At 67.6% G+C, this 20,856-nt stretch carries 14 protein-coding genes, 1 tRNA gene and 2 pseudogenes; 8 read left to right on the forward strand and 9 right to left on the reverse strand.

Annotation, left to right across the window (positions count from 1 at the left end):
- The first annotated feature begins 39 nt into the window (after positions 1-39).
- Together H6717_11080 and H6717_11085 are read left to right on the forward strand one after the other, a co-directional pair.
- Positions 40-912 (forward strand): annotated as a pseudogene (locus tag H6717_11080) (serine/threonine protein kinase).
- 707 nt (positions 913-1,619) lie between these two features.
- The gene (locus tag H6717_11085; GenBank protein ID MCB9577556.1) at positions 1,620-2,786 is read left to right on the forward strand and encodes a DTW domain-containing protein; all 1,167 of its coding nucleotides are present in this window, start codon (positions 1,620-1,622) and stop codon (positions 2,784-2,786) included.
- 147 nt (positions 2,787-2,933) lie between these two features.
- Here H6717_11085 and H6717_11090 read toward each other — a convergent pair whose 3' ends face one another.
- The 4 genes and pseudogenes from H6717_11090 to H6717_11105 all read right to left on the reverse strand — a co-directional run bounded on the left by H6717_11090 (position 2,934) and on the right by H6717_11105 (position 9,016).
- The gene (locus H6717_11090; protein MCB9577557.1) at positions 2,934-4,100 is read right to left on the reverse strand and encodes a hypothetical protein; all 1,167 of its coding nucleotides are present in this window, start codon (positions 4,098-4,100) and stop codon (positions 2,934-2,936) included.
- A gap of 26 nt (positions 4,101-4,126) precedes the next feature.
- Positions 4,127-5,902: a hypothetical protein gene (locus H6717_11095; protein ID MCB9577558.1), complete on the reverse strand. Its 1,776-nt coding sequence runs from the start codon at positions 5,900-5,902 to the stop codon at positions 4,127-4,129.
- Positions 5,899-7,056: a VWA domain-containing protein gene (locus H6717_11100; protein ID MCB9577559.1), complete on the reverse strand. Its 1,158-nt coding sequence runs from the start codon at positions 7,054-7,056 to the stop codon at positions 5,899-5,901. The genes H6717_11095 and H6717_11100 overlap by 4 nt, the downstream gene beginning before the upstream one ends.
- Before the next feature lie 475 nt (positions 7,057-7,531).
- Positions 7,532-9,016, reverse strand: a pseudogene (locus H6717_11105) (DUF4215 domain-containing protein).
- Positions 9,017-9,369: 353 nt separating this feature from the next.
- Between H6717_11105 and H6717_11110 the strand changes: the two are divergent.
- Both H6717_11110 and H6717_11115 read left to right on the forward strand, forming a co-directional pair.
- The gene (locus H6717_11110; GenBank protein MCB9577560.1) at positions 9,370-9,963 is read left to right on the forward strand and encodes a class I SAM-dependent methyltransferase; all 594 of its coding nucleotides are present in this window, start codon (positions 9,370-9,372) and stop codon (positions 9,961-9,963) included.
- Entirely contained in the window at positions 9,963-10,247 is a 285-nt protein-coding gene (locus H6717_11115; GenBank protein ID MCB9577561.1) for a hypothetical protein, read from the forward strand. Before H6717_11110 ends, H6717_11115 begins: the two co-directional genes overlap by 1 nt.
- Positions 10,248-10,340: 93 nt before the next feature.
- On the opposite strand, the gene H6717_11120 is transcribed toward H6717_11115, so the two are convergent.
- Together H6717_11120 and H6717_11125 are read right to left on the reverse strand one after the other, a co-directional pair.
- On the reverse strand, positions 10,341-13,034 hold the full coding sequence (locus H6717_11120) for a hypothetical protein (protein ID MCB9577562.1): 2,694 nt from the start codon (positions 13,032-13,034) through the stop codon (positions 10,341-10,343).
- Positions 13,035-13,094: 60 nt separating this feature from the next.
- Positions 13,095-13,907, reverse strand: a complete 813-nt coding sequence (locus H6717_11125; GenBank protein MCB9577563.1) for a tetratricopeptide repeat protein — start codon at positions 13,905-13,907, stop codon at positions 13,095-13,097.
- A gap of 71 nt (positions 13,908-13,978) precedes the next feature.
- On the opposite strand from H6717_11125, the gene H6717_11130 reads away from it, so the two are divergent.
- On the forward strand, positions 13,979-15,256 hold the full coding sequence (locus H6717_11130) for a M48 family metalloprotease (GenBank protein ID MCB9577564.1): 1,278 nt from the start codon (positions 13,979-13,981) through the stop codon (positions 15,254-15,256).
- A gap of 1 nt (position 15,257) precedes the next feature.
- Here H6717_11130 and H6717_11135 read toward each other — a convergent pair whose 3' ends face one another.
- The 3 genes from H6717_11135 to H6717_11145 all read right to left on the reverse strand — a co-directional run bounded on the left by H6717_11135 (position 15,258) and on the right by H6717_11145 (position 18,487).
- A complete protein-coding gene (locus H6717_11135) occupies positions 15,258-16,592 on the reverse strand; it encodes a hypothetical protein (protein MCB9577565.1) in 1,335 nt (444 codons plus the stop codon).
- 65 nt (positions 16,593-16,657) lie between these two features.
- Positions 16,658-18,295, reverse strand: coding sequence for a hypothetical protein (locus H6717_11140; GenBank protein ID MCB9577566.1), 1,638 nt, complete (start codon positions 18,293-18,295; stop codon positions 16,658-16,660).
- A gap of 114 nt (positions 18,296-18,409) precedes the next feature.
- Positions 18,410-18,487, reverse strand: a tRNA-Pro gene (locus H6717_11145).
- A gap of 118 nt (positions 18,488-18,605) precedes the next feature.
- Between H6717_11145 and tsaB the strand changes: the two genes are divergently transcribed.
- From tsaB to H6717_11160, 3 genes are all read left to right on the forward strand, one after another.
- Entirely contained in the window at positions 18,606-19,250 is a 645-nt protein-coding gene (gene tsaB, locus H6717_11150; GenBank protein ID MCB9577567.1) for a tRNA (adenosine(37)-N6)-threonylcarbamoyltransferase complex dimerization subunit type 1 TsaB, read from the forward strand.
- Between the two features lie 17 nt (positions 19,251-19,267).
- Positions 19,268-19,975: a Crp/Fnr family transcriptional regulator gene (locus H6717_11155; GenBank protein MCB9577568.1), complete on the forward strand. Its 708-nt coding sequence runs from the start codon at positions 19,268-19,270 to the stop codon at positions 19,973-19,975.
- Between the two features lie 102 nt (positions 19,976-20,077).
- Complete coding sequence (locus H6717_11160; GenBank protein ID MCB9577569.1) at positions 20,078-20,848, forward strand: tetratricopeptide repeat protein; 771 nt, start codon at positions 20,078-20,080, stop codon at positions 20,846-20,848.
- Positions 20,849-20,856 lie beyond the last annotated feature (8 nt).

Consider the following 20,856-nt stretch of genomic DNA (forward strand, 5'->3'; position numbering starts at 1 on the left):
TGGGGGCACGGGCTGGGAGCCCCGCGCTCGCTTTTCGCCATGGAGACCGAGGACGAAGTCGCCGCACGCCGGATCGGCAAGGTCATCGGCGGCAAATGGAGGCTGGAGCGATTGCTCGGCACGGGGGGCATGGCCGCCGTGTATGCAGCTACCGGTCCAGGCGGTCAGGGCGCGGCGGTCAAGATCCTCCATCCGGAGATGGCCCTCCGGCGCGACGTGCGCGAGCGCTTCCTGCGCGAGGCCTACGTTGCCAATCGCGTGGATCACGTGGGCGCCGTTGCCATGCTCGAGCACGGCAGCGACGACGAAGCCTACCTGGTCATGGAGCTGCTCGAGGGCGAGCCCCTGTCGGAGCGTGCCAAGCGCCTGGGCGGCATCTCCGTCGCCGAGATGTTGAACGTCCTCGATCAAGTGCTGGACGTCCTGGCTCGCGCCCACGAGCAAGGCATCATCCACCGTGACATCAAGCCCGACAATCTGTTCGTGTGCAGTGACGGCCGCGTGGAGGTGCTGGACTTCGGTCTCGCGCGCATGCTCGACGACGTGCCGGGAGACTTCAAGACGCGTACGGGCTTGGCGCTCGGCACCCTGCCCTACATGGCGCCGGAGCAAGCCCTCGGACGCCGCGCCCAGTTGGACGGTCGCGTGGACGTCTTTGCGCTGGGCGCCACGGCGTTTCGCATCTTGGCCAAGCGCAAGGTGCACGAAGCCGACAGCGAAGCAGAGCTCTTGATGGCGATGGCCACCCAGCCCGCGCCGCCGCTGGCTTCCGTGGCCCCGGACATTCCCCGCGACGTGTGCGCGATCGTCGATCTCTCGCTGGCGTTTTCCAAGGACGCTCGCTACCCGGATGCCCGCACCATGCAGGCCGACGTGCGCGCGGCGATGCGCGGTCAGCCGCCACCCTACGCCGTCGGCCAAGGGGTGCAGACCAAGCGAGACGAGCCCACGCGGGTGGACATGGTCGCGCCGGTGAGCGTGAGCCAACCTGCCTACGCCGCCATGGCCGTCACCGCGCCCGGCGCCATGAGCCTGTCTTCCAGCTACGGCCCCGCGAGCATGGGCCCGGCGTCTCTCGGTCCCAGCAGCCTGGGCCCGCAGAGCATGGCCACTCCCCCCGCCGCCGGCTCGGTTCCACCACCGGCCGAGCCCAAGCGCTCCGCGCTGCTGCCCATACTGCTACTCGGTGTGGGGCTGCTGGTGGTGTTGGGCATCGGCGCCGTTGCGTTGCTCATCTACAACTTCGGCGACGAGATCATGGACAGCGACAGCTCCGTCGCCACCCCGAGCCCGAGCAACGCTCCCATCGCTGCGCCCGCCCTGAGCGCCCCGCCCCCCGGCGCGTCCACGGAAACCGAGAGCGAAGCCGCCGCCGAGGCGCCCCAAGCTCCGGTCACCCACACCGCTACCCCCAAGGCGACGAGCAAGGCAGCCGCCCCTGCAACCACCCCGGCGCCCACACCCACGCCGCGGCCCACTGCGACTCAGGCCGCAACCGCGCCGGCCCCCGCCGCTGCCGTGGCTCCGACCCGCCCCGTCACCACCGCCACGCCCCCGCCCAGCAACAACGGCAAGGGCAACGGTCACGGCAAGGGCAAGGGCAAGGACAAGGACAAGCGGTGAGCCTCGTCGTTCCGGCGCCCTCACCCCGGGAGCGCTGCTATCGCTGCCACAAGCCGCGCGTCACCTGCGTGTGCGCCACCATCCGCCGCGTCGAGAACCGAACGCCCATCGCCGTGGTGCAACATCCCCGGGAGCGGTTCCACCCGATTGGTACCGCTCGTATCCTGGATTTGTCGCTGCAGCGCGTGCACATCGAGGTCGCCTTCCGCGGCGCCCTCGCGTCACCGCCCGGCTGGCTCTTGCCCGGCGCCGGCCTGCTCTACCCCGCCGCGGACGCCGTCGAGCTCGGCACGGCAAGCGGCCCGGTCCCCACGCAGCTCGTCGTGCTCGACGGCACCTGGCACCACGCGCGCACGCTGTATCGCGACCTCCCTTGGCTGCGCGGGTTGCCGCGCTATCGGCTGCGTCCCGCCGAGCCCAGCCGCTATCGCATCCGCCGTGAGCCCACGCGGGACAGCATCTCCACGGTGGAGGCCGTAGCCCAGGCCCTCGCCTTGCTCGAGCCGAGCACGCCGGGCATCGCCGAGCTGATCCGTACCTTCGATCACATGATCGACACGCAGATCGAGTACATCGAAGCACGGCAGGGCGCGCGCCCGAAGCGCAAGCGCCGGAGCGACGACCACCGCGCGCTCCCGCGCGCGCTGGCCGAAGACTTCGAGCACTTGGTGGTCGCCTACGCGGAAACGCTGCGGCCGGGTTACGAGGCCCCGCGCGAGGCGCGGGAGATCGTGCAGCTCGTCGCCCTTCGCGTTGCCAGCGGGGAGCTCTTCGAACGCCTGGGCCAACCTTCGCTGCCACCGAGCGAAAAACACCTCGCGCACATGCAGCTCACCACGGCGGACTTCACGAGCGCCCTAGCGCCGGAGTCCCTGGCCCGCGACTGGCGATCGTTTCTTCGCCCCGACGACCTCTTGGCCGCTTGGAACCAGAGCACCCTCGACGTGATGAACCGCGTCCGGCTCACGACGGGCGGCCTGGTGCTGAAGGGCACCTACGGCAGCGTCACCGGGCAGCGCTCCGGCACGCTGGACGAGCTCGTAGCCCGCGAAGGGCTCGCGCCGGAGCCGCTCCCCCTCCGCGGTCGCGCGGCGCGCCGCCTCGCCTCCGCCGCTGCGGTGGCGACGCGGCTCGGAGTCTACCGCCCAACCATTCGAGCCTGAGACACGTCACGTCTGGTTCCGCGGATCCGCCAGATGGTCACATGGATTCAACCGCCCCGACTCAGGCTATCGAGCGTCCACCGGCTCCACGGCGAGCACGCTCGGCGGCTCGTTCACGTCCCGAGCCTCAGTGCATTTGAACCGGTTTCATGTTTCCGTAACCGTAACGCCCAGAGGGTTATCCAATGGACTTGTGCCTGAATCGGTATCGCGCACGTAGATGTAGTAGGTGGTTCCTGCGGTCCCTAAAAACGTGAGGTCCATCGTGGATGCCGCCCACTCGGACGCGCACGCTGTCTCCGTGGTGGTACCGCACGCGGCGTCAGATACGATCGCCACCCAGCGCGTGTCGGTGGGCTTCGCGAAGGACATGGTCACGGTGCTGGTCGTAGCTGGCACGTACTTCAGGACCAGATCTGGCCCATCCAAGTTTGCAAAACTTGGTTGGCACGAAGTCGGCGAAGTGAGGTAGTCCGCAACGGACGCTGTCCAAGCGATCGAGTTCGTGCCCGACTGGAGGGGGAATGCCTCGGAGCAGTTCTCAGCGGACGGCGGGGGAGGCGCGCAAGCGGCTCCTGCCGAGCCGTCCATGCAGACTTCCCCTGTGGGACACACCGTGTCGGTCTGCCAATCGAGGCAGCCCGTGGATTGCATCGCGCACTCTTGAACCTCGTCGCCCACGCACTTGGTCGCACCCGCACCACTGCACTTGTCAATACAGAGACAGCCGTTGCAGTTGTACTTCTTGACCTCGTTGACGCAGATCGCGTCCCACGCGCTGTAACAGCAGGCGCCGTCCTTGGAGCAGACGCACTGCTCGATGGACGGATCGTTACAGCCCGGGGTGGTCGCCGGGCCGCAGCAACTGTTGCTGCTGCCGGTGGCGTCCCAGCCAGCATCTACGATACCGCCGGTCCCGGCGCTGCCCGACGAACCGGCCGAGCCCGCCGTGCCGCCGCCGCCCGCGCTGCCCGCGGTGCCGCCGGCGCCGGCGGTACCGCCGCCGGCGCCCGCCTGACCGGCCGAGCCCGAAGCGCCCGCCGACCCCGCTTGACCAGCGGTACCACCGGTGGCGCCGGCGACGCCGCCGGTGCCACCACCGCCCGTCCCGCCGCCACCGATGCCGCCGGTGCCGCCACCGCCGGTGCCACCACCACCAGTGCCGCCACCGCCGAGACCACCGGAAGCGTCGCTGCCGCCGTCCTTGGTGGCCCCGCCGCTACCGCCGAGGCCCGTGCTGTCGTCTCCACCGCCGCAGGCCGAGAGGCTGACCAGCGTCCACCCAACGAGCGTTCCGATTACCAGCTTACGCATTGTCGCTCTCCCTTTCGTGTCGCTCGTCACGGCTTGTAGATCTTGCCATCACCCAGATACGTCGTGCCGTAGCCACCCCACACGATGATCCCTTGCGGCGTCCAATCGCCCATCGCGTAATAGCGAGGTTCAGGGCTCTGAACCAAGGTGCCTTCGCTCATGCCCTGCCACTTCATGTTTGCTGGGTCGAAGATCGCACCATCGCCCTTCTCAACTGACCCTTGCTCACCGCCCCAGAACGCCACCCGCTGGCCATCGCTCGCAGCAACCACCTCGTACCGCTCGTCAAGCGGCGGCGTCGGCAACATCGTCCACTGATTGGTCACCGGGTCGAACATGATCCCGTCGCCCTTGTTCGTCGGACTCGATCCATAGCCACCGAAGACGACGAACTTGTCGCTGGCGACAGCTGCGCCGCCTTCCCGACGTGCGTCGAACGTAGAGGGCACTGGGGGCAATGCCCGCCACTTGTTCGCGTCAGCGTCGTAGATGGCGCCGTCGTTCAAGTAGCTGCCGCTGTAGCCCCCCCAGATGTAGAGCCAGCGACGATCCTTGTCCCAAGCAAACTGCGTCTGGACGCGTCCGGTGAGGGGCGACTGCGGCAACTCGACCCAGGTATCCGTTGCGGGATCGTAGGAATGCAGGTTGTTCTGATAGCTCGTGGAGGACGACCGCCCCCCGAACACGATGAGCTTCTGGGCCGTCCCATCCCACGCGTAGGCCATGTCATATCGCGGTCCTGGAGAGCTGGTCGTCGACATCGTCGACCAAGTCTGAGTCGTCACATCGAAGACGATGCCGTCTCCGGCTGCACCGCTCGCGTAGCCGCCCCAGATGACGGTCTTCGTCGCATTGCCGCCTAGGGCAGGCCGCTCGCGACCGTCAAAAGAACTCGGCCACGCCGGCAATGCGGTCCAGGTGTTGTTGGCCGGATCGAACATGGCCGCGTCGCTCTTGTAATAGGGGCTCGGCGAGCCATATCCACCAGCGACGATCCACATGCTCCCATTCCAGAACGACGAGGACTCTCGGCGTTCTGTCAGTGGCGAGTCCGCCATCTTCTGCCAGGTGTAGCTGGTGCTGCAGGGCGTCCAGTTGCCGGCGGTGCAGGTGTTGGTGCACGCCGACGTGCGCACCTGGCCCGTCGGGCACGAAGCGTTGGAGACGTTCAGCTCACCGGGGCTACAGATGCCCTCGTTCTCGCAGGGCCCCGGCAAGTACACACAAGACGCCGAGCAGAAGTAGGTGATGGTGCCGCACTTGCCGCAGGCTTCCGTGGTCTGCGTGCCGGGCGTACATTCGCCGGTTTCACCGCTGCAGGCGCTCCATTCGAGCCACGTGCCGGTGGTGTCGCACAGCCGCGCGCTGGTCCCGCAAGCGCCGCACGGCTTCTCTTGGATCGTGTTTGGAGTGCAGGGGCCGCTGGCGTCGTAGTCCGGAGCGTCCGAGCCTGCATCCGTGGCGCCGCCCGCGCCGCCGGTGCTCGAGTCCGAGCCCGCATCCGCGCCGGCGCTGCCAGCGGTGCCGCCCGTGGCCGCCGTGCCCCCGGTGCCGCCGGTTGCGGCCGTGCCACCCGTTCCGCCCGTGGCTGCCGTGCCCCCCGTGCCTCCCTTGCCGCCGGTGCCGGCGCTACCAGCGACGCCACCGGTTCCGGCCGTAGAACCGTCAGGTCCAAGGTAGATGATCTGAGTTTCGTCTTGCCCTTGGGCGCACGCGTTGGCGAGCACCAGAGCAGAAACCGCAGAGAGTCCGAGCCACTTCGCCTTGTTCATCTTGCCTCCAAGAAATCCGATGCGCGTCATCGAGGCACCTTCGTCTCACAGCCGAGGAGCACTTGAACCTTCGCCCCCGAGTCGTTCTGCACCGACGAGCACGTGGCCGGGCACAGGTAGATGCGGGTCGGGTTCTGGTTGTCGTCGTAGTACCAGCCGTTCAGCGTGCAGGACGCTGCGTCCTTCACCTTCACGAGCTCTTGGTTCGAGCCGCCGCCGCCGTAGTAGACGACGTTCACCTTGCCCGGATCCGTGGGGTCACCGTTCTTGCCGGTCTCCGGCAAGAGGTATTCGCAGGACAGCTCGCCGCCGGCGATCTCGTTCAGCTTCTGCTGCAGATCGGCCTGCAGGTTCGAGCTGCCGATGAAGAACGCCTGACCGCCGCCGGCCTGGGCGACCTGCTTGATCTCCGCTTCTTGGGAGCCCTCGAGGCCAATCGCGAAGGTGACGATCGGCGGTGTGTCGGCGTAGGCCGAAGCCGCCAGCGCCGCGATCTGGTCGATGGTGTTGGTCTTGGAATCACACCCCGTGGGGCTGCCGTCCGTCAGCAGCACCGCGATGACCTTCTCCTTCGGGTGCTTCTTCGCGACGCTGGTGCAGTATCCCAAGGTGCCGACCCAGGCGGGGAACATCGGCGTGAGCCCCGTGACGCCGGTGGCAGAAAGCGACGCCGAGAGCTTCTGCTCCTGGGCGTCCGCCGGCGCCGGATCCTTGGTCAGCTCTCCAAGGGGGACTTGAGGCGTGGAATAGGAGAGCGGATCGCAGTCGTCTTGATCCGTCGGGAAGTAGGCGAGCGCGACGCGCAGGCCAGCGGCGGCAGGATCCGAGACGAAGGTGGAGATGGCAGACGTCGCCGCGCCCCACTTGCCGCTCATCGATCCCGACCGGTCGAGCATCAGGTACATGTTCACCGGAACGGGCTTGGCCTCCGCCGTCTCGGCGGCGCAGGCGCTGTCCGGGCTCAGCGCGGAGTCGTTCGACCCCGAGTCGACGATGCCGCCGCCGTCGTTCTGGATGCCTCCGGTCCCGGTGGTGCCCGCGGCGCCGCCGGTGTTGCCGACATTGCCGCCGCCGCCACCGCCCTGGACGTAGATCTTCTTTTCCGTGCCGGAGGCGCTGCAGGCCGCAGCTGCTCCGAATAGGGACAGAATAAGGGTGGCCCCGATAACGGGAACGCTTCTCATGTTCACCTTCTCCACGTAGGCATTCCGATGACGCACTCGTGCGCCGCCCATGATCGATGGCCCAGCCCGCCCCCGGTCGCATCGAAAACTTTCTAAAAGTTGGGAAGAACCCGCGTTTTTCAGGAGTTTGGGGGCGTCAGACCACAAAGAACGGCTGGCCGGTTTCGGAGGCGCGACGGGGCTCGCGCCGGACCAACACCCCCTGGACCTGCGTTCAGCGAGGTCCCTCGACCTGGCACTTGGAGCTACACCCGTCGCCGCTCTTGGTGTTGCCGTCGTCGCAACCTTCGCCGGCCTGGATGACCTTATCGCCACAACGGGGACCGAGCTTGCAGCCCGGGGCGCACTCGCCGTAGCCGCCGTCGTTCACGCCGTCGTCGCACTGCTCGCCGAACAGGCTCTGCACGCTGTTGTCTCCGCAGAACGCCGGCAGCTTGCAGCCCGGGGCACATCCGGAGGTGCCGTAGGGCGTGAGGTTCACGCCGTCGTCGCACTCCTCCCCTTCGCTGCTCTGCACCGTGCCATCGCCACAGTAGTCGCCGAACACGCAGCCGGGCCCACACTGCCCGTAGCCTCCGGCGAGCACCTTGTCGTCACACTGCTCGTCGGGGGTCTTCACGCCGTCGCCACACACGCTGGCGCAGGTACTGGTCGCGTTCGCGAAGCCGGAGAGGGTGAGCTTGTAGTTCGACTGCGTAGTGTGGCGCTCCGCCTGGAACACGACGATCTCGTACACCTTGCCCACGGTGAGGCCGAAGGTGGTCGCCGCGGCCGCGTCCAGCGTGATGCTCGCAGACTGCGCGCCATGCACGCCGCCCAAATCGATGGCGAGCTGCTTGTTCACGAAGGTGAACACGTCGTCGTCCCCCGTGAAGTCGAGCTTCTCTCCGCCCTTGTACTCGAACCAGTAGCGGACCTCGCTGGTGAAGTGGAAGTTGTGGCTGTTGCCCTGATTGCCGAACAGCTGGCCGTCGATGGGAAAGAAGTTTCCGTTGTTGTACTGGAACACTCCTCCGGCGATCTTGTTCAACGTCAGCGTCTGCAGCACGGTCTGGTTCACGCCCGCGGTGTCGCGGTACCACTGGTCGAAGGCGCCCTTTCCAGTGGTGGTGGGGGTGCCGCCGCTGGCCGGCGCGTACACCGGCTTGCCGTCGCTGCCGAGCGTCGCCTTCACGATGCCCTTGTCGGTGCCCAGGTAAGCTTCGAAGTCCGGGTGCCCACCGCTGGTGCCCTTGGCCTTGAAGTCGCGGATCACGATGGGCAAGAGCAGCGTGTTCGGTTCGGTGGTCACGTCGGTGCACTTGTAGCCGGGCTCCACCTTGCACGTGGGCGAGCAGCCATCGCCAGGAAGGGTATTGCCGTCCTCGCACTCTTCGTTGTCCCCTGGCAGCTTCAAGCCGTCGCCGCAGGTGCTGGTGCAAGCGCCGGCGGAGCAGTTGGGCTCGTTCACGCAGAACGGCGTGCAGCCGTCGCCCAAGTCGTTGTTGCCGTCGTCACATTGCTCCGTGCCTTCGGCCACGCCGTCGCCGCACACCGTCTTTTCGCAGGGCTGCCCCGGCGTGGGGCACGCCCATCCCTTCTCCAAGACGCAGGTGTCGCTGCAGCCGTCACCCGGCGCGGCGTTGCCGTCGTCGCACTGCTCGGCGCCCGCCACGATCGAATCGCCGCACTGCGCCGCCTCGCACTTCACGCCCAGCGTCGGGCACTTGTAGCCGGCCTCCACCTTGCAGTCCGCACCGCAGCCGTCGCCCGCGGTGGCGTTACCGTCGTCGCAGGTCTCGCTACCGGTGATCTTTGCGTCGCCGCACTTCACGGTGGAGACGCAGGGCTTGCCGGGCTCCGGACACGCGAAGTCCTGCTCGATGGCATCGCAAGCAGCGGTGCAGCCGTCGCCGCTCACGGAGTTTCCGTCGTCGCAAGCTTCGCCCGGATCCACGACGCCGTCGCCACAGCCGGGCAGCGGCTCGCAGCCGTCGCAGGCATCGGCGCCGGCGTCCGAGGCGTCCGTGCCGGAGTCGATGTCGATCACCGCGCCGGTGCCGCCGCTACCACCGGTGCTCGCGTCCCCCGCGGTTCCGGAGCTGCCGCCGATCCCGGTCTTTTCCACCACGTCGGCGTTGCCGCCGCAGCTCGGAGTGATGCCAGCGGCGAGCAGTGCTGCCGCGCCCAAAGATGCGAAGAGTAGAGAACGCGCCACGATGGCAGATTAGCGCAATTATCCGCTGGTGGTGGAGCGCAGTCGCTTCGGCCCGGCGGCCGACGGCCGCGCGAGGCCGGCGTTCGTGAACGCGGCGCTTCGGGTAGACTCCCGCCATGGATCGCTTCCGGCGTTTCGACGATGCCTACTACCACCGGTTCTACGAGAACCCGAAGACCCGCGTCATCGCTCCGGAAGAGCACGATCACCTCGCGAACTTCGTGTTTTCCTTCGCGCGCTACAACCACGTGGAGCTGAAGGCCGTTCTCGACATCGGCGCCGGCATCGGTCTCTGGAAGCAGTGGGTCCAAAAGAACGCCAAGGGCACTGCCTACACCGGCACCGAGGTCAGTCAGGTCATGTGCAAGAAGCACGGCTACTTGCATCGCGACATCGCGCGCTGGCGAGACCGGAAGAAGTACGACCTGATCATCTGCCAGGGGGTCTTGCAGTACCTTCCAGATCCGGACGTGGCGCCCGCCATCGCGAACATCGCCGCGATGTCCCGCGGTCTGGTGTACGTGGAAGTGACCACCCGCGGCGACCTGCGCGAGCGCTGCGACACCACCCGCACGGACACCGACATCCACGTGCGCAACGGCTCCTACTACCGCGGCATCCTGAGCAAGCACTTGGTGAGCGTGGGCTGCGGCTTGTGGTGGAGCAAGGAACGCGACCAACCGTTCTTCGAGCTCGAGGTCGCGGGCTGATGGCCGAAGCACGCCGCATCGTTCGCCCCATCATCTCCTTGTGCCTCATCGGCGTCACCGTGCTCGGTTTCATGAACGTGTACGGCGACAACACCGAGGTGATCCGCATGTCGGAGGATCTGGCCTGCTCCGGTCAGGACAAGTGCGACGCCAAGATCCGCGAGATGGCGAAGAACCCGCTGTGGCACACCTACCGTTACTCCGTGCCCAAGGTCGGCGACGTCACCGTGCAGTGCCAGCGCTCGCTGTACCTGGTCGGCGAGTACAGCTGTCAAAAGCAGTGAGCGCGCGGCCGCGGGTTTCCGCGGCGCAGCGACAAAATTGAAGATCCGTCTGGGGCGGCTTCTATTGTTGGTGCGGCGCGATGCCCGTCGCGCTCAACCTTTGACCGACACGCCGAGGCGACGGCGAATGTCGGCGTGCTCTTCCGACAGCGCGAAGGCGAACAGATCGTCGAGCTGCTCGTCCACGCTGGACGTGGCCAGCGGGAAGCGTTCGCAGATTTCCGCGGCCATGTGCAGATCGCCGCACGCCACCAGACCCAGGCGGCCGGCGATGCGATCGGCGCGGTGGAGCCAACGCTCGATGCGCGCCCGCGCTCCGCGGGTGTCGAAGTCGCTGGCGATCTCCGCCAAGGTTTCGTGGGCCGTCTCGTCGAGCTCGTCGTCGAGGGCTTGGCTCAGAGCGCGGGTGTGGCCGTCCACCGAGTCGCCCTCCACGGCACCACCCACGGACAGCGCCGCCAGCACCAAGCGCGCCATGTCCGGGAGCGAGTGGATCACGCGGCGCAGGGAGTACTCGGGACGAAACACGCTGAGGGCCCGAGCCCACAAGAAGGCGAGCTCCGGCAAGCTGAGCCCGCTGCCGAGGGCCTTGTCCGCCATCACCACCGGCTCGAGCATGGGCAATGCGACGAGCTGGCCGGGGACGTTTGCCTCCACGTACAGGGCGGGGACCTCCATCCCGAGCAGGCGACAGGTCCAGCTCAGGCTGCGGGCCAGCGTGGTGGTGCCCGCGGGATCGTAGCGGGAGGCGTCGTCGAGGCGCGGCACCTTGCCGGCCTTTTCCAGATCCGAGAGCCGCACCCGGTGCGCCACCTCGCGAACCGTGGACAGCAGTCGTTCCAGCTCGTCGTCGCGATCCTTGCTGAGCAGATCCTTTTCCCACACCTCGCCATGGATCGACGCGCGCGCGGCGATGAGCCCTTCCGGGCGATGGGTATCCGCCAGCAAGGACTCGTTGATGTCTGCCTCGCCCAGGTGATCGAGCAGGCACGCAGCGCTCCAGGCGGAGTCCGTCTCGCCGGTCTTCTCGAAGCACCACAGCGTGCGCTGCACGAGCGGCGCAGTCCGCGGCGTGAGCCGCACCGCGGCCCGCAGCACCCGCGCGGCGCGGGTGTAGTCGCGCTCCGCCTCGTACAGCTCGGCGAGCCACTCGTGCACCTCGACGTCCTCCGGGCCACGCTCGGTGGCCAGGGAGAACGCGCGCTTCGCGCCCTCGGCGTCGTCCAGCTCGTCGCGAAACAAGACGCCGAGCTTCTTGGCCAGGTCCCAGGCGAGATGATCGTCGGTGGTGCGCTCCAACACGCTCTCGTACAGCTCGGCGAGCTCACGCCAGCGGCGCGCGACGCCGAGCACGCCCGCGGCGATCTCGAGGGCAGCCAGCGCGGAGGGATCGCGCCCGAGCGCCTCCCGCGCGAGGGACACTGCTTCGGCGCCACCCTCGAGCTCGTCCCGCGCGATACGCGCGGCGGCGACCAACACCTCTGCGGCTTCCTTCGCGTCCCCCAGTACCTTGGCCAATCGCTGGCGAGTGGCGATCGCGCGAGCGTGCTGCCCGAGGGCGTCCTCGGCTCGCACCAAGAGCTCCAATGCCACACGGTCTTCCGAGATCGACAGCCAGCGCTCCAGAGCGGAGATCGCGGGCTTCGGGTCCTTGGCTTCGTCGAGCCACATGCGGGCGATGGCAGCCAGATCGGCGATCTTGTCCCGCGGCTCTGCGGTAGCCTCGACGCGGCGGCGATACAGCTCGTCCAGGCGGCGGAAGTCCTCCTGCGCCACGAGCAGCTCCCGCGCCTCTTCCAGCGCGCGGCGGTGCAGCGGGTCGACTCCCAAGGCCTTGTCCAAGTTGTGCACCGCCTCGCTGTCGCTCCCGAGGGCGCGCTTGCACTGAGCGATGCGGTGGTAGAGATCCGCGCGCTCGGGGCTCGAGCGGCCCAGCATGAGCAGGGCGCGCTTGTATTCGCCGATGGCTTCGTCGAAGCGGTCGGCGGCGCGGTGGGCGTCTCCCACCCGCCACGGCTCCGGTGCGTCGTCGGGGATGGAGCCCGCCGGGGGGCGCACGCTCTCGTCGTCGTGCGATGGCGGCGGGGGCGGGATGCTCGCCGGATCGCCGATCACCACGCTGGGCTGCACCAGGAGCGGGAACTCCCGCGCACCGCGGAACGCGCCGGCGGCGGCGAGGGCGTGAAAGCGATCCGCGTCCGCGCGCATGGCCTCGTACACCGCGGACGCGGTCACCATGCCGTGCTTGGACAGCTTCTTGGTGGACGCCTCCAGCGCGGCGAGCAGCGCCCGAGCGAAGGGCGATGGGCCGCCGTCGGAGTCGGTAGGCTCCGGCCGTGCCGTCACCATCAGGCCCACGCCGCTCTTCTTGGGTCGGACCGCGTCCCGCACCGCCGCCGTGAAGGTGGCCGAAGCCGTGGGGTCGTCCTCGTCCGGCGGGTGCATCAGATCGAGCAGGAAGAGACCATCCGCGCCGTCCGCCGCCACCCGCTTGCGGAGGGCCGCCAGATTGATGCCGCCCTTGGTCCGGCCTGGGGCCAGCAGCACGCGACCTTCGTCGTCCACCCGGGCACGACCGGAATACAGCACGAGCAGCTGGCCGGACTTGTCCGCTCGCGCTGCGAGGGCATCCGTGAAACGGGCCAGCGCTCCCGCGCCGGGCTCGACCCACTCGACTTGGAAGTGGGCATCCGCTTCTGCGAGACGCTCTGCGAGGAGCTCCGCGCTGACCGCGGAAGAGCGTCGAGTCTGCTTTTTCGAGGGTGCGACGACGATGGCGAAACGCATGTCAGAGCCGGGGAGGGACGGCTTTATATCATCGACCGCGGGCCGCGGAACCTGGCCCGTTCAGTTCTCGGGGCCGATCTTGCCCTCGATGGCGTCCACGATGCGGCGCACCTCCGCCACGTCACCGGCCTGGGGGGCCATGCTGAGGTAGAGCGCCAAGTCTTCGAGGGCCGCACGCGGTGCCCCGAGCTTCGCCGCCAAGAGGCCGCGGTCCCGAACCTCCGACGCGGAGTCCGGCGCCAGCTCGACGATGCGGTCGAGCACCAGGTACAGCGCCCGGTAGTCGCCGCGCGTGGCGTAGATGGCGCGGAGGTTCATCAACATGCGAACCAAGGTCTGCCGAGACGACGTCGCGCGAAGCACCTTGTCGTCCACCTCTGCCTTGCCACCCGTCACTTCCGCCCACAGGCGGAACAGGGCGTCGCGATCGAGAACGCCGCCGCCGTGGAACGGATCGATGAACAGCGGCGCGTGGTCCGGGGCGTCGATGCGCAGCAAGAAGTGCCCCGGAAAGTTCACCCCGCTGGCGCTCACGCCGGCACGCCGCGCGACGTCCTGATAGATGACGGCCAACGTGATGGGGATACCCACGCGACGCTCCATCACGTCGTTCAGGTAGGAGTTTCGTGGGTCGTAGTAGTCGCTGTCGTTGCCGCGAAATCCGAGCTCGCCATACAGGTGCTCGCTGAGCACGCGGGCCTGCGAAAGCGGCGGCAGCTCCCGAAGCGCCCCCGGCCCCAGGCCGAGCGCGTCGAGACGTGCCTGCTCCAACGCCAGGTCCAGCGACGGGTAGGCGTCCTTGGCGATCAACAGGGCGCCCAGGCCGACGTCCAGCTGCTGGTCCGGCTGGCGGGCAAAGTCGTGAAACTCCACGTCGCACAGTATAGGAGCATTTCGCGCCACGCGCGTTGACGCGCCCTCGCACCCTCGACAGCCTGCGGAGCATGACGAGCCGCCTTCCCGCCCGCCTCGACCTCGACCGCATCGTCTTCGACGGAGAGGTGGAGATGCGCGAAGCGCTGATGAAAGACGCGCGCTTTCGACGCGTCATCGAAGACCGCGATCCAAAGCGCGTGCTCGCGGCCCGCCGTCAGCTCTTGCTCTCGGCGCTGCGGCTCTCCCCCACCCTCGCGCCGGAGGCCTACCAAGCCCTCGAGGACGTGATCCGTACGCTGGGCATCGAGGTCCCCATCGAGCTTTATTGCGTGTCCGAGCGCGAGATCAACGCGTTCGTGGTGCCGCCGGAAGGGGGCGTGGTGCTGCTCGGCATCACCAGTGAAGGGCTCGAGCGCCTGGATGGCGGCGAGCTCCGCTTCGTGTTCGGACACGAGCTCGGACACGCGCTGTTCGACCACTTCCGGCTATCCCCGGAACAGCTGGTGGAGGACGAGACCTTGGCGCCCATCCACCTGGCCCGGCTGTGCGCCTGGATGCGCTACGCGGAGCTATCGGCGGATCGCGTTGGGCTCTTGTGTTGCGACGATTTCGACACCGCCGTGCGCGCCTTCTTCAAGCTCACCAGCGGGCTCTCGAGCCAATCCTACCTGCGTCACGCCGAGGAGTGCGCGACGCAGTTCGCGGCGGTGGCCGCCGACGCCATGGAGTCGAGCGAGCAGGACTGGTTCTCCACGCACCCCTACAGCCCGCTTCGGATCAAGGCGCTGGACGCCTTCAGCCGATCCAAGACCTACCACGATCTGCTGGGGCGCCGCGGCAGCGACGTCGCCTTTCATCAGCTCTTGGGCAAGAGCGGCAAGGCGCTCACGGAGGCGGAGCTGGAGCGAGAGGTGCGCGAGATCATGCGTCTGATGGACCCGAGCTTTCTCGGCGACGCTTCACCCGTCGCGCCCTTGGTTCAGGAGTACCTCGCCCTCGCTGGGATGGACGTGGCCCTGGCGGACGGCACCGTGGCTCGGGGAGAGAAGAAGGCCCTTGGACGCTTGGTGGGCAAGCGGGGCGTGACCCAAGCCAAGGAGAAGCTCGCGGCGCTCTCCGCCGAAGAGCACGCCGCGCGGCTCGGGGAGCTCGGGCGCGAGCTCAGCCTCAAGCTCTCGCCCAATCGTCGGCTGAAGATCATCGAGGACTTGGTGGTCGTGGCCCTCGCCGACAACGAGCTTCACCAAGCGGAGGTCGAAGTGCTGATCGACGCCGCGCGCCGACTCGACGTGACCCCCCAGTTCGTGGAGGCCACGTTGAATCGCGCGCTCTCCGGCCTGGACTGAATCAGGCGGGGCCCTGGCTCTTGCACAGAGCGAGGACCTGGAGCGTGGCGTTGTCGTTGTTCTGCACCGTGGTGCAGGTCTCCGGACACAGCTTGACCTTGTCGACGTCCACGTAGAATGCGCCGGCCTTGCACTCGGCCGCGCTGCCGACCTTGGTGAAGGTCTGCTTGCTGCCGCCCTGCGGCGTGAACTCGATGGTGAGCGTGTCCGGATCGAGCTCCTGACCGGTGGGTGGCTCGGGCATGGCGAACTCGCAGGCCAAGGTGGCGCCCTTGATCACGCCCTTGGCGATCTCCTGGAACACGACGTCGAAGCCGTTGCCTTCGCACACCGGGAATTTGAGCCCGCCGGTCATGTTGCTGAGCCACTGGTAGCCGGTGCCCGGCCCCGGCGCGGTGCTGCACTTGCTGGTGGTGACGGCGTCCGTCGGCAGGTACGGCTCCGCCGGATTGGGCTTGGCTCCGAGCCCAACAATGCTGTACCAGATGTAGTTCCGCTCCGCCGCGGTGCCGAACTGCGCCGGATCCCGCGCCAAGAGGTCGGCGTCGAACTGCTGCGCCGCGGTCTGCCCCGTGTTGACGTTGTCGGAGTCGTTGTAGCTCCAAGAGCCACGGGTGCACGAGATGCCGTCGTCCGTCACTTCCACGAACGCCTTCAGAGCGTCTTGCCGGAGCCAATCCTTCCAGCCGCCGGGGGCGAGGTTGTAGCGGTCGGGCTTGTCGTACCAGTCGATCATCTTGCACAGCGAGTCGTGACTCTCGACGTCGTTGTTGTCGTAGTGGAAGAAGAGCGGCGGGTTGTTCACCGGCGGCTGGTTGGCAGCGATGGGACAAGTGGAGCCACCGAGCGGCGCTCCGATGCAGATCGACTGCTGCGAGTTCGGGCCCTGCTCCGCGATCATGATCACGCGGTAGTCCACTCCGGAGGCGCCGATGATCTGAGCGAAGTTCGTGCTGATGTTGTTCTCGACGTTGGTGATCTCGTTGCTCATGCTGCACGAGTTGTCGATGATGAAGACCACGTCGACGGGCTTCTTCTCGAGCTTCGCTTCGTACACCTGCAAATCGCAGGCTGCGTCCGCGTTGATGCCGGAATCCTTGGGTCCACCGTCGAGGTTGATGGCCGCCGCGCTGCCGCCGTTCCCCGACGTGCCGCTGTCCGCGGCGCCTCCCCCGACGCCCCCGCCTCCACTTCCGCTGCCGTTGCCACTCCCCCCGAAGTTCGATGCCGTGTTGCCCCCGCCGTCACTTCCGGAGCATGCGCTGGTGACGACTCCGCCGAGCACCAGCCCCGTCGTTACATATCCAAGTGTTCCCAAAAGTCGACGCAGCTTCATCGGCTCCTCCAAGGAAAGGTTCGGTTCCCGCGAGCCGATAGAATACCACGCCGCGCCGGGCGCGCTCAGTTGTAGTGGCAGCCGTTGCTCTTGCAGTGCTTTCCGCCCGTGCACTGATCGCCACAAGACAGGCAGTTCTGATCCGTGCCCAGGGTGGTCTCGCACCCGTTCGTGCGATTGCTGTCACAATCGTCGTACCCGGTGGAGCACGTAGTGTAGTCACAGCTCCCACTCTTGCACTCCGTGGTCTCCACGTGCGCGGGGTTGCACACGTTGGGACACGAGCCGCAGTGGTTGGGATCGGTCTGCACGTCGAAGCATGCGTTGCCGCACTTGGTGAGCCCGCTGTTACAGGTGAAGGTACACGTTCCGCTGGAGCACGCCGGCGTGGCGTTCTGAACGGTCGTGGTGCACTGCGTCCCGCAGCCGCCGCAGTTGTTGACGTCGCTACCGTTGGTGTCGATGCAGGCGTTGCCGCACTTCGTCAGGCCGCCGCCGCAGGTGAAGGTACAGCTGCCGCTGGCACATGCGGGGGTGCCCCCGGGCGGCGCCGCAGTGCACTTCGTGCCGCAGCCGCCGCAGTTGTTGACGTCATTCCCGCTGGTGTTGATGCAGGCATTGCCGCACTTGGTGAGCCCGCCACCGCAGGTGAAGGTGCAGCTTCCGTTCTGGCACACGGCGGTTCCGCCGGCCGGCGCCGCAGGGCACTTGTTGCCGCAGGCGTTGCAGTTGTTGACGTCGTTCGTGAGGTTTCGACAAGCGTTGCCACACTTGGTGAGGCCACCCCCGCAGGTGAACGTGCAGCTGCCCTGGCACGCCGCCGTGCCTCCGGCTGGCGCCGCGGTGCACTTGGTGTGGCAGGCCCCGCAGTCGTTCACGGTGGTGAGCGGTGTCTCGCAACCGTTGTTCGGGTTGCCGTCGCAGTCCCCCCAACCGTTGGCACACGAAGGACTGCACTTGCCGTTCTTGCATTCGGTGACGGCGTTCGTCGATTGGCACTGGGTGTTGCACCCGCCGCAGTTATCCGTGTCGGTCTGCGTGTTGATCTCGCAGCCGTCGATGTCTTGGTTGTTGCAGTCCGCGTAGCCGGCGTCGCAGCTGCCCATCGTGCAACTGCTGTTCACGCAGCTGGCCGCGGCGTTGGCGAAGCTGCACTGGACGCCGCACAGCTTGCAGTTGTTCACGTCGTTCGTGATGTTCGTTTCGCAGATCTCGTCCTGATCGCAGTCCGCCTCCCCGGTCGGGCAGTCCGACTGCTTGCACTCGCCGCCCTTACACACGATCCAGGTCGGCCCCTTGACGGTGCAGTCATTGCCGCAGGCGCCGCAGTTCAGGGGATTGGTGTCGAGCTCCACCTCGCAGCCGTCCCCGGTGTTGCCGTTACAGTTCGCGAACCCGGGTTGACAATCGCCGAGGTCGCACAGGTCCCCGGTGCATTTCGCAACGGCGTTGGGAGCGTTGCAGGGCTCACACGCGCCCTGCCCGCAGCCGGTGGCGGGATCCGACTCGGACACGCATTTCCCGTCGCAGACCTTGGCGCCGACGAAACACTCGCCGCTCACTCCTCCGAAGCCACCACCGCCGTCCGCGGCGACGCTGCCGTCCGGTGAGTCCGTCAGCGTGCCCTTGGAGTCGATGGAGCACGCCGCGACGATGAAGGCGGTGAAGCAAGCGAGGATCAGCAGACGAGGGAGCTGCCTCATGACACGAGTGTAACAGCGGCGCGCCGCAAACGCTGCCGCGTGCACAAATCCCGCTATTTTCCCGCGCGGCCGGAACCGGAGGTTCCGCGGCGGACCAACCCCCAGATACAAAAGTGGTCGGGGCGAGTGGATTCGAACCACCGACCCCTTGACCCCCAGTCAAGTGCGCTAACCAGACTGCGCTACGCCCCGACCGCCGCCGCCGAAACCCGAGGGCGTCGACGAGGGTGCGCGGAAGTTAGACGGTTTTGTCACGATTGCAAGTCCCTCGTGGTGACGACCCGACGATTTCGAGCTAGAGCCGCCAGCCATGCGAGTTTTGGGCATCGAGACGTCGAGTCGGCGGGGCTCCGTCGCGTTGCTCGACGACGGACGCGTGCTGGCCAGCGCCGAGCACAGCGACCTGAACGCCCACGCGGAGCGGCTCCTGCCCCTGCTCGAGGAGGTCTTTGCTCAGGCAAAGCTGACCCGACATGACGTCCATCGTGTGGCGGTGGGGATCGGCCCGGGGTCCTTCACCGGGCTTCGGGTGGGGATCGCCCTGGGCCAGGGCTTGGGGCTGGGGCTCGGGATCCCCGTCGTTGGCGTGGGATCGCTCGCGGCGCTGGCCGCTGCGGGGAATGGGGCGGTGCGCCTGGCCCTGCTCGACGCGCGCAGGGGAGAAGTGTTCGTGGCCGGCTACGACGCCGAGGGCAAGGAGCTGCTCGCCCCCCAAGCGCTACCTCGGGACACGGCCATCGCCGACGCGCGAGGTCGACTCGGCGCCGACGCGGTGTTGATCGGCGACGTCGCGCGGGAGCTTCCCGGAGGGAATGATGCCCTCGGCGGACTACCCCACGCCGAGTGGGTGGCTCGCTTGGGCAGCAGTGCCAGTGCTGCCCCGGAGCCTCACTATGCCCGGGACGCGGGGGCGGTGCTTCCGAAGCTGCCCCCCTCGCCTCTCGAGCCACACTGAACTACCATCCGCAGCCGATGGCCACCTCCGCGGACGAGCAGCAAGACCGCCTTCTGGCGCGTTTCGGCCGGCGTTTTTCCGGGGGAGAGGTGCTGTTCACGGAGGGCGAGGTGGCCCGAGAGGCCTTCCTGCTACAAGAAGGTCGCGTCCGCCTGATCAAGAAGGTGGGCGCGGTGGAGCGCAGCTTGCGCGTGCTCCGGCCCGGCGACCTGTTCGGTGAGAGTGCGCTGTTGCAGGGGGCGAATCGCAACTCCACCGCCGTGGCCTTGTCCGATGGCGTGGCTCTGGCGCTCGATCACGCCACTTTCCAACACGTGCTCACCAGCAACTCCGCGGTGGGGATGCGAGTGCTGCAGCAGCTGGTGCGGCGCCTGCGGGACGCCGAGGACCAGATCGAGATCCTGATGGTGCGGGACTCCAAGTCCAAGGTGGTGGTGGCACTGACCAAGCTGGCCCAGCAGACTTTGGCCGCCGGAGCCGCGGATGTGGGCCCGGTGGAGCTGGCGGTGTCCCCCATGGAGCTGTCCACTCGCGTGGGGCTCGACGTCGACAGCGTGAAACGCACGGTCCAGGAGCTGAGGGACGCGGGCTACGTTCGCATCGTGGACGAGCGCATCGAGATCCCCGATGCCGACGCCCTGCGCGAGCTGTACGGGCTCTTGGGCCTCCGAGACCAGTTGGCGGGGACCGAGGACGAAGCCCCGGCGCGCAACCGCCGGGGGTAGGAACCCCTGGCATTTCGAACACCTGGCGGCTGATTGACGATTGCCGCGGCGTGCGGTAGGCACCCCGCGTCGATGCGGATTCTCCTGGCAGCGCTTGGGATCATGACCGCGACCCTCGGCTGCGGAGGTGGCCGGGGCAGCAACACACCGGCGGGCGGTGACCCGGTGCGCATGAGCGAGAGCGAGTACGACATCGCCCGCGACCTCTGGCTCCGGCAACAGCGGCCGCGCCAAGCCCTCAGCCACGCCCTCGAGGCGGTGGAGCTGGACGACGAGAACGCCGACGCCACGCATCTCGTCGCCCTCCTGTACTTGGAGTTCTGCAGCACCGGCCAAGGGGACTGTCGCCTCGAGGAAGCCGAGAAGTACGCGCGCCTAGCCATCGACCGGAAGAAGGACTTTCGCGAGGCCAAGAACACGCTGGCGGTGGTGCTGATCCACGAGAAGAAGCTCGACGCGGCGATCCAGATCCTCAAGCCCCTGACCGCCGACATGCTGTACCAGACCCCGGAAAATGCCTGGGGAAACCTGGGTTGGGCCTATTTGGAGCAGGGCCGTCTGGATCAAGCCATCGACGCCCTGCGGCGCTCCGTCGCTGCTCAACCCCTATTCTGCGTCGGCAACTACCGCCTGGGTCTCGCCCTCGCCCGCAAGGGTCAGTACACCGAGGCCCTCGACGCGTACACCAACGCCGTCGACACCCAGGCCGCGGGTTGCTCGTCGCTCCAAGAAGCGTACCTCGAGCGGGGTCGCGTCCTCGGGAAGCTCGGCCGCACAGCCGACGCCGGCGCCGACTTCCAGCGCTGCGCGGAGCTGGATGACAAGAGCGCGACCGGGAAAGAATGCCGCTCCATGCAGGCGAAAAACAAGTAGGCTGGGCC

Source organism: Polyangiaceae bacterium, assembly GCA_020633235.1.
Lineage (GTDB): Bacteria > Myxococcota_A > Polyangia > Polyangiales > Polyangiaceae > JACKEA01.

Excerpts from the sequence above, each read along its gene's own strand:
- H6717_11090 (MCB9577557.1), bottom strand. The coding sequence starts at position 4,100 with ATGCGTAAGCTGGTAATCGGAACGCTCGTTGGGTGGACGCTGGTCAGC.
- H6717_11095 (MCB9577558.1), bottom strand. The coding sequence starts at position 5,902 with ATGACGCGCATCGGATTTCTTGGAGGCAAGATGAACAAGGCGAAGTGG.
- H6717_11100 (MCB9577559.1), bottom strand. The coding sequence starts at position 7,056 with ATGAGAAGCGTTCCCGTTATCGGGGCCACCCTTATTCTGTCCCTATTC.
- H6717_11110 (MCB9577560.1), top strand. The coding sequence starts at position 9,370 with ATGGATCGCTTCCGGCGTTTCGACGATGCCTACTACCACCGGTTCTAC.
- H6717_11115 (MCB9577561.1), top strand. The coding sequence starts at position 9,963 with ATGGCCGAAGCACGCCGCATCGTTCGCCCCATCATCTCCTTGTGCCTC.
- H6717_11120 (MCB9577562.1), bottom strand. The coding sequence starts at position 13,034 with ATGCGTTTCGCCATCGTCGTCGCACCCTCGAAAAAGCAGACTCGACGC.
- H6717_11130 (MCB9577564.1), top strand. The coding sequence starts at position 13,979 with ATGACGAGCCGCCTTCCCGCCCGCCTCGACCTCGACCGCATCGTCTTC.
- H6717_11135 (MCB9577565.1), bottom strand. The coding sequence starts at position 16,592 with ATGAAGCTGCGTCGACTTTTGGGAACACTTGGATATGTAACGACGGGG.
- H6717_11140 (MCB9577566.1), bottom strand. The coding sequence starts at position 18,295 with ATGAGGCAGCTCCCTCGTCTGCTGATCCTCGCTTGCTTCACCGCCTTC.
- tsaB (MCB9577567.1), top strand. The coding sequence starts at position 18,606 with ATGCGAGTTTTGGGCATCGAGACGTCGAGTCGGCGGGGCTCCGTCGCG.
- H6717_11155 (MCB9577568.1), top strand. The coding sequence starts at position 19,268 with ATGGCCACCTCCGCGGACGAGCAGCAAGACCGCCTTCTGGCGCGTTTC.
- H6717_11160 (MCB9577569.1), top strand. The coding sequence starts at position 20,078 with ATGACCGCGACCCTCGGCTGCGGAGGTGGCCGGGGCAGCAACACACCG.